The organism is Pseudomonas putida, from assembly GCF_002906855.1.
Lineage (GTDB): Bacteria > Pseudomonadota > Gammaproteobacteria > Pseudomonadales > Pseudomonadaceae > Aquipseudomonas > Aquipseudomonas putida_N.
In genome coordinates, this window is record NZ_MINI01000048.1 from 890,341 (window position 1) to 907,362 (window position 17,022).

At 62.9% G+C, this 17,022-nt stretch carries 14 protein-coding genes and 1 riboswitch; of the genes, 6 read left to right on the plus strand and 8 right to left on the minus strand.

Annotated features, from left to right (window positions below; genetic code table 11):
* Positions 1–59: 59 nt before the first annotated feature.
* Complete coding sequence (gene thiC, locus BGP85_RS26890) at positions 60–1,940, minus strand: phosphomethylpyrimidine synthase ThiC (protein WP_103445922.1); 1,881 nt, start codon at positions 1,938–1,940, stop codon at positions 60–62.
* 154 nt (positions 1,941–2,094) lie between these two features.
* Positions 2,095–2,201: riboswitch (TPP riboswitch) on the minus strand.
* 161 nt (positions 2,202–2,362) lie between these two features.
* Between thiC and BGP85_RS26895 the strand changes: the two genes are divergently transcribed.
* Complete coding sequence (locus tag BGP85_RS26895; RefSeq protein WP_103445923.1) at positions 2,363–3,799, plus strand: TolC family outer membrane protein; 1,437 nt, start codon at positions 2,363–2,365, stop codon at positions 3,797–3,799.
* A 50-nt stretch (positions 3,800–3,849) separates the two neighbouring features.
* Here BGP85_RS26895 and waaA read toward each other — a convergent pair whose 3' ends face one another.
* Both waaA and BGP85_RS26905 read right to left on the minus strand, forming a co-directional pair.
* Positions 3,850–5,121: a lipid IV(A) 3-deoxy-D-manno-octulosonic acid transferase gene (gene waaA / locus BGP85_RS26900; protein ID WP_103445924.1), complete on the minus strand. Its 1,272-nt coding sequence runs from the start codon at positions 5,119–5,121 to the stop codon at positions 3,850–3,852.
* An 11-nt stretch (positions 5,122–5,132) separates the two neighbouring features.
* Positions 5,133–6,023, minus strand: coding sequence for a LysR family transcriptional regulator (locus BGP85_RS26905; protein WP_103445925.1), 891 nt, complete (start codon positions 6,021–6,023; stop codon positions 5,133–5,135).
* Positions 6,024–6,110: 87 nt separating this feature from the next.
* On the opposite strand from BGP85_RS26905, the gene BGP85_RS26910 reads away from it, so the two are divergent.
* The 4 genes from BGP85_RS26910 to BGP85_RS26925 are packed head-to-tail and all read left to right on the plus strand — an operon-like array spanning position 6,111 to position 9,498.
* Entirely contained in the window at positions 6,111–6,443 is a 333-nt protein-coding gene (locus tag BGP85_RS26910) for a DMT family transporter (RefSeq protein WP_054887895.1), read from the plus strand.
* Between the two features lie 46 nt (positions 6,444–6,489).
* Entirely contained in the window at positions 6,490–7,665 is a 1,176-nt protein-coding gene (locus BGP85_RS26915) for an NAD(P)/FAD-dependent oxidoreductase (protein WP_103445926.1), read from the plus strand.
* Positions 7,662–8,474, plus strand: coding sequence for an aldo/keto reductase (locus BGP85_RS26920; protein WP_103445927.1), 813 nt, complete (start codon positions 7,662–7,664; stop codon positions 8,472–8,474). The genes BGP85_RS26915 and BGP85_RS26920 overlap by 4 nt, the downstream gene beginning before the upstream one ends.
* Before the next feature lie 55 nt (positions 8,475–8,529).
* Entirely contained in the window at positions 8,530–9,498 is a 969-nt protein-coding gene (locus BGP85_RS26925; protein WP_103445928.1) for a metal ABC transporter ATPase, read from the plus strand.
* Positions 9,499–9,532: 34 nt separating this feature from the next.
* Here the strand turns inward: BGP85_RS26925 and hldE are convergent, their stop codons facing one another.
* The 3 genes from hldE to BGP85_RS26940 all read right to left on the minus strand — a co-directional run bounded on the left by hldE (position 9,533) and on the right by BGP85_RS26940 (position 14,083).
* A complete protein-coding gene (gene hldE, locus BGP85_RS26930) occupies positions 9,533–10,954 on the minus strand; it encodes a bifunctional D-glycero-beta-D-manno-heptose-7-phosphate kinase/D-glycero-beta-D-manno-heptose 1-phosphate adenylyltransferase HldE (RefSeq protein ID WP_103445929.1) in 1,422 nt (473 codons plus the stop codon).
* A 129-nt stretch (positions 10,955–11,083) separates the two neighbouring features.
* Positions 11,084–12,892, minus strand: coding sequence for a lipid A export permease/ATP-binding protein MsbA (gene msbA / locus BGP85_RS26935; RefSeq protein ID WP_103446236.1), 1,809 nt, complete (start codon positions 12,890–12,892; stop codon positions 11,084–11,086).
* Positions 12,893–12,907: 15 nt separating this feature from the next.
* Positions 12,908–14,083 (minus strand): O-antigen ligase family protein, encoded by a 1,176-nt coding sequence (locus tag BGP85_RS26940; protein WP_103445930.1) that lies wholly within the window; start codon positions 14,081–14,083, stop codon positions 12,908–12,910.
* Between the two features lie 101 nt (positions 14,084–14,184).
* On the opposite strand from BGP85_RS26940, the gene BGP85_RS26945 reads away from it, so the two are divergent.
* Entirely contained in the window at positions 14,185–14,790 is a 606-nt protein-coding gene (locus BGP85_RS26945) for a toluene tolerance protein (RefSeq protein WP_103445931.1), read from the plus strand.
* A gap of 2 nt (positions 14,791–14,792) precedes the next feature.
* On the opposite strand, the gene BGP85_RS26950 is transcribed toward BGP85_RS26945, so the two are convergent.
* The gene (locus BGP85_RS26950; protein WP_103445932.1) at positions 14,793–15,884 is read right to left on the minus strand and encodes a glycosyltransferase; all 1,092 of its coding nucleotides are present in this window, start codon (positions 15,882–15,884) and stop codon (positions 14,793–14,795) included.
* A gap of 168 nt (positions 15,885–16,052) precedes the next feature.
* Positions 16,053–17,009, minus strand: coding sequence for a glycosyltransferase (locus BGP85_RS26955; RefSeq protein WP_103445933.1), 957 nt, complete (start codon positions 17,007–17,009; stop codon positions 16,053–16,055).
* Positions 17,010–17,022: the final 13 nt, after the last annotated feature.

Consider the following 17,022-nt stretch of genomic DNA (forward strand, 5'->3'; position numbering starts at 1 on the left):
TGGCCACCCCTTTGTGGGAGCGGCGAACCGCCGCTCCCACAAAGGGAATGGTGGCGTTCTTACACTTTGTGGTAGAGCTGGCTGCCTTCCTGGCGGAACCGTTCGGCCTGCTCGCGCATGCCTTGCTCGACCGTCACGTCCACGGCCTCGATCTTGGCCGCGTATTCGCGCACTTCCTGGGTGATCTTCATCGAGCAGAATTTCGGCCCGCACATCGAGCAAAAGTGCGCAACCTTGGCCGATTCCTTCGGCAGGGTCTCGTCGTGGAAGGCGCGTGCGGTGTCCGGGTCCAGGCCGAGGTTGAACTGGTCTTCCCAGCGGAATTCGAAGCGTGCCTTGGACAAGGCATTGTCACGAATCTGTGCGCCCGGATGGCCCTTGGCAAGGTCGGCGGCATGAGCGGCGATCTTGTAGGTAATGATGCCGGTCTTGACGTCATCCTTATTCGGCAGGCCCAGGTGCTCCTTGGGCGTGACGTAGCAGAGCATGGCGCAACCGAACCAGCCGATCATTGCCGCACCAATCCCGGAGGTGATGTGGTCGTAACCCGGAGCGATGTCGGTGGTCAGCGGGCCGAGGGTGTAGAACGGCGCCTCGTCGCAGCACTCCAGCTGCTTGTCCATGTTCTCCTTGATCAGCTGCATCGGCACGTGGCCGGGGCCTTCGATCATGCACTGCACATCATGCTTCCAGGCGATCTTGGTCAGCTCGCCGAGGGTTTCCAGCTCACCGAACTGGGCGGCGTCGTTGGCGTCGGCGATCGAGCCTGGGCGCAGGCCATCACCCAGCGAGAAGCTGACGTCATAGGCCTTCATGATTTCGCAGATCTCGTCGAAGTGCGTGTACAGGAAGTTCTCTTTGTGGTGCGCCAGGCACCACTTGGCCATGATCGAACCACCACGACTGACGATACCGGTGACCCGCTTGGCGGTCAGCGGCACGTAGCGCAGCAGCACACCGGCGTGGATGGTGAAGTAGTCGACGCCCTGCTCGGCCTGTTCGATCAAGGTGTCGCGGAACAGCTCCCAGGTCAGGTCCTCGGCCACACCATTGACCTTTTCCAGCGCCTGGTAGATTGGCACTGTACCGATCGGCACGGGCGAGTTGCGGATGATCCACTCGCGGGTTTCGTGGATGTGCTTGCCGGTGGACAGGTCCATGACGGTGTCCGAGCCCCAGCGGATGCCCCAGGTCAGCTTGGCCACTTCTTCCTCGATCGAGGAGCCCAGGGCACTGTTGCCGATGTTACCGTTGATCTTCACCAGGAAGTTGCGGCCGATGATCATCGGCTCCACTTCCGGGTGGTTGATGTTGGCCGGAATGATCGCTCGGCCACGGGCGATTTCCTGGCGAACGAATTCCGGGGTGATTTCTTTCGGGATGTTGGCACCGAAGCTGTGGCCGGCATGCTGATCGTCGAGCAGGCCCGCAGCGCGTGCTTCCTGCAGCTTCATGTTCTCGCGGATGGCCACGTATTCCATCTCGGCGGTGATGATGCCCTGGCGGGCGTAATGCATCTGCGAGACGTTGGCGCCAGCCTTGGCCCGGCGCGGGTTGCGCACGTGGGCGAAGCGCAGCTTGGCCAGCTCGGCATCGTTCAGGCGCTGCTGGCCGAAGTCGGAGCTCAGGCCGCCCAGGCGCTCGGTATCACCGCGCGCGTCGATCCAGGCCGAACGCACATCGGCCAGGCCCTTGCGTACATCGATGATGACGTTGGGGTCGGTGTACGGGCCGGAGGTGTCGTAGACCAGTACCGGGGCATTGCTTTCGCCGCCGAAGTCGGTCGGGGTGTCGTCCAGGCTGATTTCGCGCATGGGCACACGGATGTCCGGGCGCGAGCCTTCGACGTAGACCTTGCGCGAACGCGGGAACGGTTGCACGGACTGCTGATCGACTTGCGCCGATTCGCTGAGGTTGATCGTTTTTTCTTGTTTGGTCATTACAGGCTCTCCAGACGGCTTCCTAGCAGTGGAATGTCGGGGTGAACCTGAAAGACGTGGACGCACCCTTGATGGGTGCAGTGCCGGATATGGGGGTGCCTGAAGCTGCATGCAGCTGCGACATTCCCGGACCTGGCACAAGAGGCTCCCCGGGAAGGCGAGCAATCTTGTTCCCTACGCAGGCGCTAACCTGATCAGGTTCAACGGGATCCGCACCTCTGCGATCTCAGCCTTTGCTTCAAGGCACCCCGACAAGAACATCCGCAGTCTAGACTGGAGTGGTCGGCAAAGCCAAGCGGGTAAAACGCAGGGGAGATGAAAGGCACAACCTATGATTGTTGACGGGTGCGCATGGCACTACACTGGCCCGTCGCTCGATACTCAACAGTTCAGTAATTAAATTTCGTACAAGGATTGCCTCTATGCTGCGCAAACTTTCACTGGCGATAGCCGTGTCTTGTGCGTCCAACGGAGTGGTCTGGGCAGCGGACATGCCCACGACGGTAAAGACCGATCTGGTCAGTGTTTACCAGGAAGCGGTCGACAACAACGCCGATCTTGCTGCCGCCCGTGCCGATTATGGCGCCCAGAAAGAAGTCGTGCCGCAGGCCCGCGCCGGCCTGTTGCCAAACCTCTCGGCCGGTGCCGAGATGCAGAATACCCGCACCAAGCTCGACCAGCCTTCGACGACCATCAACCGCAGCGGCAACAGCTGGAGCGCGACCCTTTCGCAACCGATCTTCCGCGCCGATCGCTGGTTCCAGTTGCAGGCTGCCGAAGCGGTCAACGAGCAGGCGGCACTGCAACTGTCGGCGACCGAGCAAAACTTGATCCTGCAGACTGCGCAGAATTACTTCACCGTGCTGCGTGCCCAGGACAACCTGGCGGCGACCAAAGCCGAGGAAGCGGCGTTCAAGCGTCAGCTGGACCAGTCCAACGAACGTTTCGACGTCGGCCTCTCCGACAAGACCGACGTGCTGCAGTCGCAGGCCAGCTACGACACCGCCCGGGCCAACCGGATCGTCGCAGAGCGCCAGGTACAGGATGCCTTCGAGGCCCTGGTCACCCTGACCAACCGCGAATACAGCTCGATCCAGGGTGTGGTCCATACACTTCCGGTGAAGGTGCCGACCCCCAACGACGCCAAGGCCTGGGTAGAAACCGCTGGTCGCCAGAACCTCAACCTGCTTGCCACCAACCATGCCGTTGCCGCCGCCGAAGAAACCCTGCGCCAGCGCAAGGCCGGCCACGCTCCGACCCTCGATGCGGTGGCTCAGTACCAAAAAGGCGACAACGACAACCTGGGTTTCAGCAACTCGGCTGCGCTGCCCAATGTGCATTACAGCGGTGACGTGGAGCAGACCACCGTCGGCCTGCAGCTGAACATCCCGATCTACAGCGGTGGCCTGACCAGCTCGCAGGTGCGCGAGGCCTACCAGCGCTTGAGCCAGAGCGAGCAGCAACGCGAAAGCCTGCGCCGCCAGGTGGTGGAGAACACCCGCAACCTGCACCGCGCGGTGAACACCGATGTGGAGCAGGTGCAGGCGCGCAAGCAGTCGATCATTTCCAACCAGAGCGCCCTGGAAGCCACCGAGATCGGCTACCAGGTCGGTACCCGCAACATCGTCGACGTGCTCGACGCCCAGCGCCAGCTGTACACCTCGGTGCGCGACTACAACAACAGCCGTTATGACTACATTCTCGACAACCTGAGCCTGAAGCAGGCGGCCGGGACCTTGAGCCCGCAGGACCTGCAGGACCTCAAGCAGTACCTCAAGCCGGACTACAACCCGGACAAGGACTTCCTGCCACCGGACCTGGCTGCAGCGGCTGCCAAGAACTTTGAGCGCAGGCCTTGAGGCAGGTGTTGGCGCTTCGCGGGCACGCCCGCGACGCGCCAACACCAGAGTCAGCCAAGAAACTTGCCCAGCCCATCCAGCAAGCGCTGCAAGGCGCCCTGGTTGGCCCGCATCACCGCCCTGCCCGCCTCGCCCATGCGCTGCGCATCCTGGGGCAGCTCGATCAAGCGACGCACCGCCTCGGCCAGCCCGTCGGCATCATCGACCTGTTGCAACGCCCCCGCCTCGCGCAGCATCGCGCTGATCTCAAGGAAGTTGAACACATGCGGCCCCATGAGCACCGGCAATGCCAATGCCGCGGGCTCCAGTGGGTTATGGCCGCCCGTGGCCACCAGGCTGCCACCGACAAAGGCGATGTCGGCCAAGGCGTAGAGAAACAGCAACTCACCCATGGTGTCACCCAGCAGCACTTGCGTCCGGGCATCCACCGACGTGCCGGCGGAGCGGCGCACCGTGGCGAACTGCTCGGTGCACAAGGCATGCACGGCATCGAACCGCTCAGGATGACGCGGCACCAGAATCAGCAGCGCATCACCATGCACCTGCAGCAACTGCCGGTGCGCCTGCAGGATCAAGGCATCCTCACCCTCGTGAGTGCTGGCAGCGATCCACACCGGACGCTGGTCGGCGCCCCACTGTTCGCGCAATGCCCTGGCACGAGGCGGCAAGTGCTCATCGATCTTCAGGTCGAACTTGATCGAGCCGGTCACCTGCACGCACTCGGGGCGCGCGCCCAGGTCACGGAAGCGCCGAGCCTCGGTTTCGGTCTGCACGGCGATCAGGCTCATTTCGCCCAGCATCGGCCGGGTCAGCTTGGCAAAGCGCCCGTAGCCACGGGCCGAGCGCTCGGACAGTCGGGCATTGGCCAGGGCCACCGGAATGCCGCGCCTGGCGGATTGGTGGATATGGTTGGGCCACAGCTCGGTTTCCATGATGATGCCCAGGCGCGGGCGCACATGGTCGAGAAAGCGTCCGGCCGCCCATGGCAGGTCGTAGGGCAGGTAGCAATGCTGGATGCGCGGCTCATCGGCGAACATCGCGCGAATGCGCTCGGAACCGGTCGGGGTCATGCAGGTGAGCGTGATCGGCAGGTCCGGGTAGGCCTTGAGCAGCGAACGCACCATCGGTGCGGCGGCAATGCTTTCACCAACCGATACCGCATGCACCCAGATCCCACCCTGGCGCATGGCCGGCAGGTTGCGGGCAAAGCGCTCGCCGATGCGCTGGCCGTAGGCCGGTGCCTTGCGCGCGCGCAGGTACAGGCGCAGCGCAACCAGCGGCAGGCCCAGGTGAAACAGCAAGGTATAGAGTGTTCTGTTCATGGCCGCGGAGTTTACCCGATCGCACGCAGGTGCACCGCAAAGCGCTCGGCCAGCCACTGCGCAGCTGGGCCCAGTGGTTCATCACGGCGCCAGGCCAGTTCGGCCACCAGCGCGGGCGGGCGCCATTCGCTGTCGAGCTCGACCATGTGCGCCTGGTAGGTCGGGTATTGCACCACATGCCGCGGCAGCCAGGCCCAGCCCAGGCCGCGCATCAGCAGTTCGGCCATGGCGTAGAAGCTGTCGGCACGCCAGACTTGCGGGCTGATTGCCTCGCCGCCAGGGTAGCCGCTTTGTTGCGGGGTGATCAGCAATTGCCGATGGCGGGCCAGCTGCTGGCGGGTCACCCGGCCTTCATGCGCAAGCGGATGCTCAATCGCGCAGACCGTTACCATTTCCACACTGCCCAACGCACGGCGCTCCAGTGATGCCGGGATGCTTTCGTGGTGGAAAAACAGCCCCAGGTCGGCGCGTCGTTCGGCCAGCTTGCGCGCTACATCCCCCTGGGCACCACTGGCCAGTTGCACCTCCAGATAAGGGTAACGGCTAGCCAGTTCGTCGAGGCTGTCGATCACAGGCTGGTAAGGCATCGCTTCGTCCTGAGCCACCCTCAGCAAGGCTTCCTGGCCGCGCATCAAGGCCCGGGCACGACCATCCAGGCGTTCGCACTGGCGCAAGAGCTCGCGGGCATCTTCGAGCAACGCCGTACCGTTTTCAGTCAGTTTGGGTTGGCGCCCGCTGCTGCGCTCGAACAACGTGACACCGAGGTCGGTTTCAAGCAGGGCGATGGCATTGCTTATGGCCGACTGTGCCTTGCGCTGTTCGCGGGCCACGGCGGAAAACGAGCGCAATTCGGCGACCCGCAGGAAAGTGCGCAGTTGTTCAAGGTTCCATTGATCGGCCATCAACCCATCTCCCGTTCGGATAGGTAATGACTTTACCGCATCCGGGCAATCGCTAGAATGCCGAGCCAGTTACCGGAGGATCCCGTCATGAATGCCTATACCTATCTCGCCATCGCCATCTGCGCCGAAGTCATCGCCACTGCCTCCATGAAGGCGGTAAAGGGGCTGAGCACGCCGTTGCCGTTGCTGCTGATGGTGGTCGGCTACGGGATCGCGTTCTGGATGCTGACCCTGGTGGTGCGCAGCATTCCGGTAGGCATCGCCTATGCGATCTGGTCGGGCCTTGGCATCGTGCTGATCAGCGTGGCGGCGCTGGTGGTCTATGGGCAGAAGCTGGATGTACCGGCGATGCTGGGCATGGCCATGATCGTGGGCGGCGTGGTTGTGATTCAGCTGTTTTCCAAAACTGCCGGGCACTGAGGCAGCCTGTATACTTGCCAGCTGTCCCAGTCTTCGAGGTACCGCCATGCCAACCGCCATTACCACTGACGTACTGATCGTCGGCGCCGGGGTCGCAGGCCTCTGGCTCAATGCTCGCCTGCGTCGCCTGGGTTACTCGACAGTGCTGGTCGAGCGCGCCACCCTCGGTGGCGAGCAGACCATCAAGTCCCAAGGCATCATCCATGGCGGTACCAAGTACGCCCTGCACGGCGCCCTGACCGGCGCCTCGGAAGCCATCGCCGACATGCCGCGACGCTGGCGCGAAGCGATCGATGGCAGCGGCGAACTGGACCTGACCCGCACCCGCCTGCTTTCCGATGCCCATTACCTGTGGTCGCCAGGCACCCTGGCTGGCAACTTGACCAGCTTCTTCGCCAGCAAGGCAGTGCGTGGCCGGGTCGATCAGGTAAAGGGCGAGCAATTGCCACCGGCCCTGCAAGACCGCGGCTTCAAGGGCAAAGTCTATCGCCTGGCGGAGCTGGTGATCGATGTGCCCAGCCTGCTGGCCAACCTGGCCGAACTGGCCGGTGACAGCCTGCTCGCTGGCGAACAGATCGAACCGCTGCGCGAGGGCGACGAACTGGTCGGCCTGCGCGTCGACGGCCGTGAAATCCGCGCCCAGCGCATCGTGCTCAGCGCCGGCGCTGGCACCGAAGACCTGCTGCATGCCTTGGGCCTCAAGCAACCTGCCATGCAGACCCGCCCGTTGCACATGGTCCTGGCCAAAGGGCCAAACCTCAAGCCGCTTTATGCGCACTGCCTGGGCGGTGGGCCGAAGCCGCGTGTAACCGTCACCACCCACCCGGCCGCAGACGGCCAGTGGGTCTGGTACCTCGGCGGCGATATCGCCGAAGCCGACGGTGTAGCCCGCGAACCTGCCGCGCAGATTGCCGCAGCGCAGAAGGAAATCGCCAGCCTGCTGCCTTGGGTCGACCAAGGCCAGGTGCGCTGGGCGACCCTGCGCGTCGATCGCGCCGAGCCCGCGCAGTCCGGACTGGTACGCCCCGACAATGCCTTCCTCGCCGAACAACAACGACTGCTGGTAGGCTGGCCGACCAAACTGGCGCTGGCACCGGACTTCAGTGACCGCGTACTGGCCAGCCTCGAGCGCGATAGCGTTCGCCCTTCCGCGCAGAGCGACCTTTCCGGCCTGCCGCGCCCGGCCCTGGGTGTACCGGCCTGGGAGCAACTGCTGCCATGACCTTGCCCACCTTGCATGGCTTGCACCGCCCGTTGGGCAGCACCGGTTTCAAGGTCTCGCCGCTGGGCCTGGGCACGGTCAAGCTTGGCCGCGATCAAGGCGTCAAATACCCCAATGGCTTCACCATCCCCGGCGATGACGAAGCTCGCCTGCTGCTGGCCCAAGCCCGCGAACTGGGTATCAACCTGATCGACACCGCCCCGGCCTATGGCCGCAGCGAAGAACGCCTGGGTCCGCTGCTGCGCGGCCAGCGTGATGAGTGGGTGATTGTCAGCAAGGTGGGTGAAGAATTCGAAGACGGCCAGTCCAGTTTCGACTTCAGCGCTGCCCACACCCGCCGCTCGGTGGAGCGCAGCCTGCGCCGCCTGGAAACTGACCGCATCGAGCTGGTGCTGGTGCACTCCGATGGCAATGACCTGGCAATCCTCGAACAGCAAGAGGTCTACCAGACCCTGGCCGCACTCAAGCAGGAAGGCAAGATTCTCGGCTATGGCCTTTCCGGCAAGACCGTTGCCGGCGGCCTGAAAGCGCTGGAGCAAGGCGATTGCGCCATGGTCACCTACAACCTCAACGAGCAGGCAGAACGCGCAGTGCTGGACTACGCTGCCGAACACGGCAAGGCCATTCTGGTGAAGAAGGCGTTGGCCAGCGGGCATATCTGTCTTGCCCCTGGGGTCGATCCGGTGCAAGCCAGCTTCGAGTTGCTGTTCGCCCACCCCGGGGTGAGCAGTGCTATTGTCGGCACCATCAATCCATTGCACCTGGCCCACAACGTGGCCACCGTCGCCCGCATCCTGGGCCAGCATTGAGTTGTCACCCAACCAAGATGGGCCTGGAGACTGACCCGACGCAAGGAGGAGCCTCGTGGCGCGTACGCTGATCCGCAAGAACCCGAGCAACTTCAAGACACTGCCGCTGCATGTCGAAGCCACCGCTGAAGGCCTGGTCTACCAGAGCATCGGCATGCCCCTGAACTTCGCTCAGACCCAGCAGCGCCGGCGCGCGATCCAGCTGGCTGACAAGCAGCGCTTCGTGGTCGAACTGGCCAACCTGGGTGTTTCCGTACGCCTGACCCTGCACTGGCAGCACCGTGATTACTGGGTGCTGGTGAGGCAGCGCCGCCAGGACCGCGGCGACGTGGTCCTGAAACTGATTTCCGGCTATGTCCCCGCCCAGGAACTCAACCTGCCGCTGCACACCGCCGTTCAGGAAGTAGCTGAAGAATGCCTGCTGGAGACCCCGGAAGGCTGGTTAAGCGGGCGTTTCAATGACACCTGGCTGCCAGCCCCCTATGCCGCCGCATTGCATTACCGCGAAGCCTTGCCCTTCGTACTTACGCCGCAGTCGGGTGCTGCCCGCCCGGTGCACTGCGGCAACCTGATGCTGCTGGAGCGGCCACGGGCTTATGTCCACTTGCCAACGGCTTCGCTGCAGCTGATCTACGACATGCGCCTGCAGGTGCCGAGGGAAGCCAAGAAGCTCAGCTTGTTCCATGTCGATGAGCGGCTGGAAGGTGACCAACTGGTGGCGCGGCTCAACCGCAAGCGACCTGACCTGTACCTGATGCCGGTACAGGATGGGCAGCCGTTGGCCGAGCTGTACACGTTGAAGAAAGATGAGCTGGTGCCGGCCAGTACCCGTGGCCTGTACCTGGCCGAGAGCTTTGCCCGGCAGGAAGGCTGGGTGGTGGCCGATGAGCGGATTCGCTGGAAGGACTGGGTGAAGCAGCAGGGGCTGGTGGAGCGCAACGTGGCGCCGGCTTCGCACCTGCAGCGCTTTGGTGACAAGGCGCGGGCGCTGCTGGAACGGGCCCGGACTTCACTTCACAAGTAACAAGCTGGGGCCGCTTTGCGGCCCCGGCAATCGATCAGTTCTTGCGGATCTTCTCGACGATGGCTGTGGTCGAGCTGTTTTCGACCAGCCCCAGCACCTTCACGGTGCCGCCATAGCCCTTGACGATATCGGCACCTACCACCTGGTCGATACCATAGTCCCCGCCTTTGACCAGCACGTCCGGCTTGACCTGGCTCAGCAGGTTTTCCGGCGTTCCTTCAGGGAAGCTGATCACCCAGTCCACCGCGCCCAGGCCGGCCAGCACGGCCATGCGCCGGTCAACGCTGTTGATCGGACGGCCCGGCCCCTTGAGGCGGCTGACCGACGCGTCGTCATTGACCGCGACGATCAGGCGATCGCCCTGTGCCCGCGCCTGCTCCAGGTAGGTGACATGCCCGGCATGCAGGATATCGAAGCAGCCGTTGGTGAAGACGATCTTTTCTTTGTGTGCCCGTGCATCGTCGATGGCCAGCAGCAGTTGCTCCAAGCCCAGCACGCCACGCTCGGAGCCTTCCTCACGCTGGATCGCCCGGCGCAGTTCCGGGGCACTGATGGCCGCGGTACCCAGCTTGCCGACCACGATGCCCGCAGCCAGGTTGGCCAGGGCCACGGCGTGCGGCAGGTCTTCGCCTGCGGCAATGGCAGCCGCCAGGGTCGAAATCACGGTATCGCCTGCACCGGTCACATCGAACACTTCGCGCGCCCGGGCTGGCAGGTGCAGCGCCGGCTGGCCGGTGCGCAGCAGGGTCATGCCGTGCTCGCCGCGAGTCACCAGCAGCGCACCGAGATCCAGGTCCTGCAGCAGTTGCAGCCCCTTGGCGACCAGTTCGGCCTCATCGGCGCAACGGCCGACAATGGTCTCGAACTCGCTGAGGTTCGGGGTAATCAGGCTGGCGCCACGGTAGATGGAAAAGTCCTTGCCCTTGGGATCGGCCAGCACTGGAATGCCCTTGGCACGTGCGGCCTGGATCAGGCTCTGGTGGTTCTTCAGCGCGCCCTTGCCGTAGTCGGACAGGACCAGGACCTTTACGCCTTCGAGCAACGTGTCGACTTCCGCCCCCAGCGACAGCGGGTCGGTGGCGAACGGCTCTTCGAAATCGATGCGCAGCAATTGCTGGTGACGGCTCATGACCCGCAGCTTGACGATGGTCGGCTGGTGCGCGATGCGCTGGAACACCGAACGCACGCCAGCGGCCTGCAGGCTGTTGGCCAGGCTGTCGGCGGCCTCGTCCTGGCCGGTGACACCGATCAGCGAGGCTGGCGCGCCAAGGGCGGCGATGTTCAAGGCAACGTTGGCCGCGCCGCCGGGGCGATCCTCGATCTGATCGACCTTGACCACCGGCACTGGCGCTTCAGGCGAGATACGCGAAGTACCGCCATGCCAGTAGCGGTCGAGCATGACATCGCCGACCACCAGTACCGGGGCTTGATCGAAACGCGGCATGGACAACTTCATGGGCAACCCATATGGAAATAATGAACAGGGGCAGGATATTAGCACAGGGTAGGCGACGGCTTTACGGCCAGATACACCCTGGAAAATTCCCGTGACAATCGGGGCCGATGCGGCCCCGATCAAGGCGGGTCAGGTGATATCGGCCTTGGCCGGCTCATCCAGGCCCATGGCATGCAGGCGGGCATAATGGCCATTAGCCGCAAGCAGTTCGGCGTGCGTACCGCGCTCGACCAGGCGGCCCTGGTCCATCACCAGGATCAGATCGGCCTTTTCGATGGTCGACAGGCGGTGGGCGATCACCAGCGTGGTACGGCCCTCCATGACATGGTCCAAGGCCGCCTGGATATGCCGCTCGGACTCGGTATCCAGCGCCGAAGTGGCTTCATCGAGGATCAGCAGCGGCGCATTCTTCAGCAGTGCCCGGGCAATCGCCAGGCGCTGGCGCTGGCCACCGGAGAGCAGCACGCCGTTCTCACCGACTTCGGTATCGAAGCCTTTTGGCAGGCGGTCGACAAACTCCTTGGCATAGGCATCTGCGGCTGCCGCTTCGATATCGGCACGCGGCGCGCCCGCCAGATCGCCATAGGCGATGTTGTTGGCCACGGTGTCGTTGAACAGTGTGACATGCTGGGTCACCTGCGAAACATGGCGACGCAGGTTGCGCAGGCGATAGTTCTCGATCTCCACGCCATCGAGCAGGATCTGCCCCTGGTCGTGGTGGTAGAAGCGCGGGATCAACGCCGCCAGGGTCGACTTGCCGCTGCCCGACCGCCCGACCAGGGCGATCATCTGCCCAGGCTCGGCGACGAAGCTGATGTCGCTCAACACCTCGCGCTCAGTGCCCGGGTAGGTGAAGCTCAGGTTGCGCACTTCAAGGCGGCCTTCCACGCGCTCCTTCTCGACAGTGCCGGTATCGATCTCCGGCTGCTCGTCCAGCTGCTCGAAGATGCTCTCGGCACCGGCCAGGCCCTTCTGGATGGTCGAGCTGACTTCCGACAGCTGGCGGATCGGCTTGGGCAGCAGGCCTGCCGCCGTGATGTAGGCCACCAGGTCACCGGCGGTCGATTCCCCGCGCAGGAACAGCACCAGGAACATCAACGCCGCCATGGCGGTGTAGATAACCAACTGCAGCAGCGGCGTGTACAGCGAACCAGTCTTGGTCATATGCAGCTGCTTGTCGGTGTTGCTTTGGCTGGCATTGCCGAAGCGCTGCTGCTCGTAGGCTTCACCGCCGAAGCTGCGGACCACACGGTAACCCTGGATCGTCTCGGACGCGACATGCGTCACGTCGCCCATGGCGGACTGGATCTTCTTGCTCTGCTTGCGGAATTTCTTGCTGGCAACGCTGACCATCACCGCAATCACCGGCAGGATGGCGACCATCACCAGGGTCAGGTGCCAGTTCATCCACAGCAGGTAGCCGAACAGGAACACCACCGTCAGGCCTTCACGGATGACGACCTTGATCGCATCGGTGGCAGCGCCGGTGACCATGGTCACGTTGAAGGTGATCCGCGAGATCAGATGGCCAGAGTTGTGGTTGTCGAAGTAGCGGTTGGGCAGCACCAGCAACTTGTTGAACAACTCAACGCGCAGGTCATGCACCAGGCACAGGGAAACCTTGGCCAGGAAATAGTTGCCCAGGAACGAGCCCAGGCCTTGCCACGCCGCGATCAGGATGATCAGCAGTGGCACCGCCTGCAGCAATTGCAGGTCGCGCAGGTAGGGGACATTGGGGAACAGTACCGCTTCCGGGTTGCTCAACCCGTCGACGAAATACTTGAGAATCCCGGCCAGCATGGGCTGGGTCGAAGCAAAGATCACAAAACCGACAATGCTCAGCAGGAAAATGCCGACATAAGGTTTCACGTAGCCCAGCAGCCGGAAGTAGATCTTCAGGCTGGAGCTGTGTTCCGCCGGTAGCGGTGTTTCGGCCATCATCGAGCTCGCTGTTCAGGTTGAACCGGAAATTTTACCACAGGCGTCATTTTCGGCACGTACCCATGGCAACAACATGACCAGAGCAACCGGCAGCCAACTGACGAACCACTCGGCGCGCGGCGTAGCCGTCAGGCTTGCAGCATCGAACTGCATCGCCATGGTCGAAAAGACCCACAGGCCAAACAGGATCTTGCCCATCGGGGTGTGCCGGGCACGTGCGATCTCACCCAGGGCAAACAGCCAGACTGCGGCCCACAGCACCATACCGGGCAAGCCCAGTTCCAAGGCAACGTGGGTGAACATATTGTGGGAGTGATCGAACTCAAGGCCTGCAGCGCTTACCGTGTAACCGGAGCCAAGGCCCAGCCCGCCCCACGGATGAGCAGTGATCATGTGCAGCACCGTTTCGAAGATTTGCGGGCGATACGACGCACCACGTTCAGCCAGCAGGTCATACATGAAATAGATGGCCAGGCCGAACGTAACCATCGCCATGATCGCAATCACGCGGCTGAGCCGGTCGCGACACCAAAGCGGCGCGAGTAACAGGGTAAACAGCAAGGACAGCACTGCACCACGACTCTGACTGAGCACGACGAAGGCCCCCAGGCAGGCGAGCGCTAGCAACCAACCCAGTTGGGCAAGCCGTTGCCGAGGCATCTGGTACAACAGCAACAGCGCTCCGGCGGCCACCACATAGGCGCCGAGAATCGGGTGCGAAATACCGCCGATACCGGCCAGCCGCCCGGTCAAAGGCATGGACTGCAGGCCATAAAAATGCACGATCGACAGCAATGCGGCGAAAGCCAGTGCAGCGGCTCCAAGCTGCAACAAGTGCCGAACACGGGCGCTGCCGGCTTGTGCCAGCACAGGGAACGCGAGCAAGAAAACGAAAATGTACAGTAAGCGCTTGGCCTCGCGGCTGGCATCTTCGGCAGCAGTCCAGGCCAGGCTGATCAGCCCCCACACCATCAGCAACATAATGCTGCCCCATAGCGCCGGTTGGCGTCGCCAGGCTTCAACCAGCACCCGCCGAGCAGGCCATGCCAGCAGCAGCATGGGCACCCACAGAAACACAACCAGACCTTGCTGATAAACCTTGTTACTAGGCGCCAGGGCGATCGCCCCTAAGAACCACACCAAACCAACACCCAACCAGGCCTGAACCCAGTTTTTCTCGTAGACCATAGGTCCCCTCGGTCAATCAACGACACCATGCATTGGTGCTACGGCATTATTTTCGGCATTATTGCCGGTCAATTTGCTCGCCAGATGACAAGGCTCAACTCATGCAATGCTCCCGGCTCTCCCAGCTCGACTTCGATCAGCTGATACTTGGTGCCCAGATACTGGAGGCTGACAGTCATGGCGCCAAAGTCTACCTGCTTGGCGATGGTAATTTCCTCAAGGTCTTTCGCCGCAAGCGCCTGATTTCATCTGCGCTGCTGCGCCCCTACTCGCAACGCTTCGTCGACAACGCCGCACGCCTTGCACAACTGGGCATCCCTACCCTTGAGGTGATCAGCCAGCACAAACTCGACGTACCGGGCAGAACAGCGGTGCTTTATCGCCCGTTGCCAGGACGCACCTTGTTGCAAATGTCTCGCGACGCCGACTTCAGCTGGGATCACTACCTGCCCCGCCTGATCGAGCTCATTCGCCACCTTCATCGCAGTGGCATCTATTTCCGCTCCCTGCATCTGGGCAATGTGGTCGTCACTCCTGACCAGCGCCTCGGCCTGATCGACGTAGCGGATATGCGCTTCCTGCGCCCGCCATTGTCCGCCCGCATGATCCGCCGCAACGTGCAGCACATGGTGCGTTACATCGAACGGGAGAATCTGGGTGACCGATTCCCCCTCGCCGACTTCGAAGCAGCCTTACTGGCGCGCTGAACTCAACCGCGCAGCAGGCTGTGCGATCCATCGCAGAACGCCTGCCATGCCGCCTCCGGCGCCAGCGTCTGCCGCTGCCGGGCGGCCATCGCCAGCGCTCGGGGCACATCACAGCGCGCGATCTCCCGAGCCCAGGCTTCCACATCGCCAACCGGAAGGTAGCAGCCCGACGCCTGCAATTGCTCCCTGAACACCGGCAAGTCGCTGCAGACTACCGGCACATCCGCCATGACGGCTTCTTGCACCACCAGCCCCAGGCCTTCGGCACGCGAAGGCACCAAGAGCCAGTCAAACGCTCGGTACAGTTGCTGCAAGTCATCATGATGCCCACACAGATGTACGCTACCAGCCAGTCCCAGCCGATCGATCCGCGCCTGCAGGCTCGCGCATAGCGGGCCATCACCGACAATCGCCAGCCGCATACCTGGCTGGCGCTCAGTCGCCTTGGCAAATGACTCGATAAGCATCTCGAAACCTTTGCTTTCGACCAGCCGGCCCACCGCGCCGAGCACGGGGCCACCGGTATCCGGTAGTGCCAGCGCCTTGCGCGCCTGCTCACGACTGAGCAGCGGCCTGGTGAAGGCTTGCGGGTCGAACGCCATGCGCAGTGTCTGCACGGGCCGGCCAATGTCTTGCTCCAGGGATTGCGCGAGGGTGCGAGAGACCGCCGCGATGCTCAAACGCTCCGCGGGAAGCTGGTTCAACAACTGGACATCACTGGCGGTCAGGCGGGTCATGCCATGGAACAGCACCTTGGCCCGCACCTCGGGGATGTGTTGCAGGACTGGCAACACCAGCCGTGCGACACCAACGCCGTCGAGCAGGATCACCTCGGCCCCCGCCGCCTCCAGCGCCCTGCGCAGGCGCAGGCGCAGCCAGGGACGCAAAAGGCGCCACAGATGCTTGCCCTTCAGCGCTCGCTGCGGCATGTGCCATACACGCGTGGCTCCTTGCCCATGGCACAGCTCACCGCCCAGCAGCAGCCAGTTACTGATGCGGGCGTCGGCTCCCGCTTGCGACAGCACCTGTTGATGAACTTTATGGATGGACATGTACGGAGAACCGCCTGCCCACATCATGTTGACAATATTCATGGCGATAGCGCCGCTCTCCCGTGCAAGCCAAGTGGGACTGCAACGTCATTGACAGAAAAAGTTGATCCCGTGCCGACAGGGGTGCCCAAGCACCGCGTCAATGCCGGTCTTGTCCCGGCGTACCGCCGGGAAAGCACCCTTTTTCCAGCATAGGCTGGAATATTCAGATCAGAAGCCCAGTTTCAGGCGCAAGCGTTGCCACGCGGACAACGGCGGACGGGGCCTCAGCGCCGGGCGCATATGCTCCACGATGCTTTTCCCAACGGCAGCAAAACTGAAGCGCGACACTGCCAGTTCGCGCCCATTTCTGGCGATTTGCTGTGCGAGAGCTGGATCGTCGCGCAAGATACGCAACTTTGCCTGCAACGTCGGAATGTCGCCATAGAACACGACGTTGTGCATATCCTGCAGCCCCAGCGCGCGATTCTCTGCTTCGCCCTGGTCATAGGCGAGCAACACGCAGCCGCAGGCCATGGCTTCGAAGTTCTTGATCATGTACTCGCCCATGCCTACGTCGGCACTGACGAAGTACTGGATACGGTTGAGCGTGTTGCAGTAGTCCTCGCCCGACTTGGTGCGGGTGACCACCAGCTTCTCGACCTGCCCCAGTTCGTCCAGCAGCGCCTTGCGCCCGCTGTAGGCAACACTGTTGGTGCTGCCGACGAATGCCAGTTCGATATCGCGCTCACGGCCCTGGTCGGTCAGCAGTTGCTCATCGTAGCCCTTGGGCACGAATACCGCATCGAAGCCCTCCTGGCGAAGGCGCTCACTGACCATGAAGCCCGAACTGATCACTCGCGCCCACGGCAGCTTGCGATAATGCGCGCTGAACTTGCCGGTGTACTTGCAAGGGATGTAGTTCTGGTAGGCGTCGTGCTCGAGAATGACCAGGTTCGGTACCGTGCGGATGAAGGCGGCCTGGCGGATCTCTTGCTTGAAGCGCAGGAAGAAGACGATACGGTCATAACGCTCAACCTGCACTTCACGCTTGAAGTAACGGCGCAGGTTGCGCTGGTCTTCGCTGGTCAGCCAGCGCAGGTCGCATTCGCAGTTGGCCGCGACGCCGTCGTACAGGCGATCGAGGATCGCGCGCTGTTCCTTCTGTACCAGAAATAGGACTTTCATTGCTTTCCTTGGG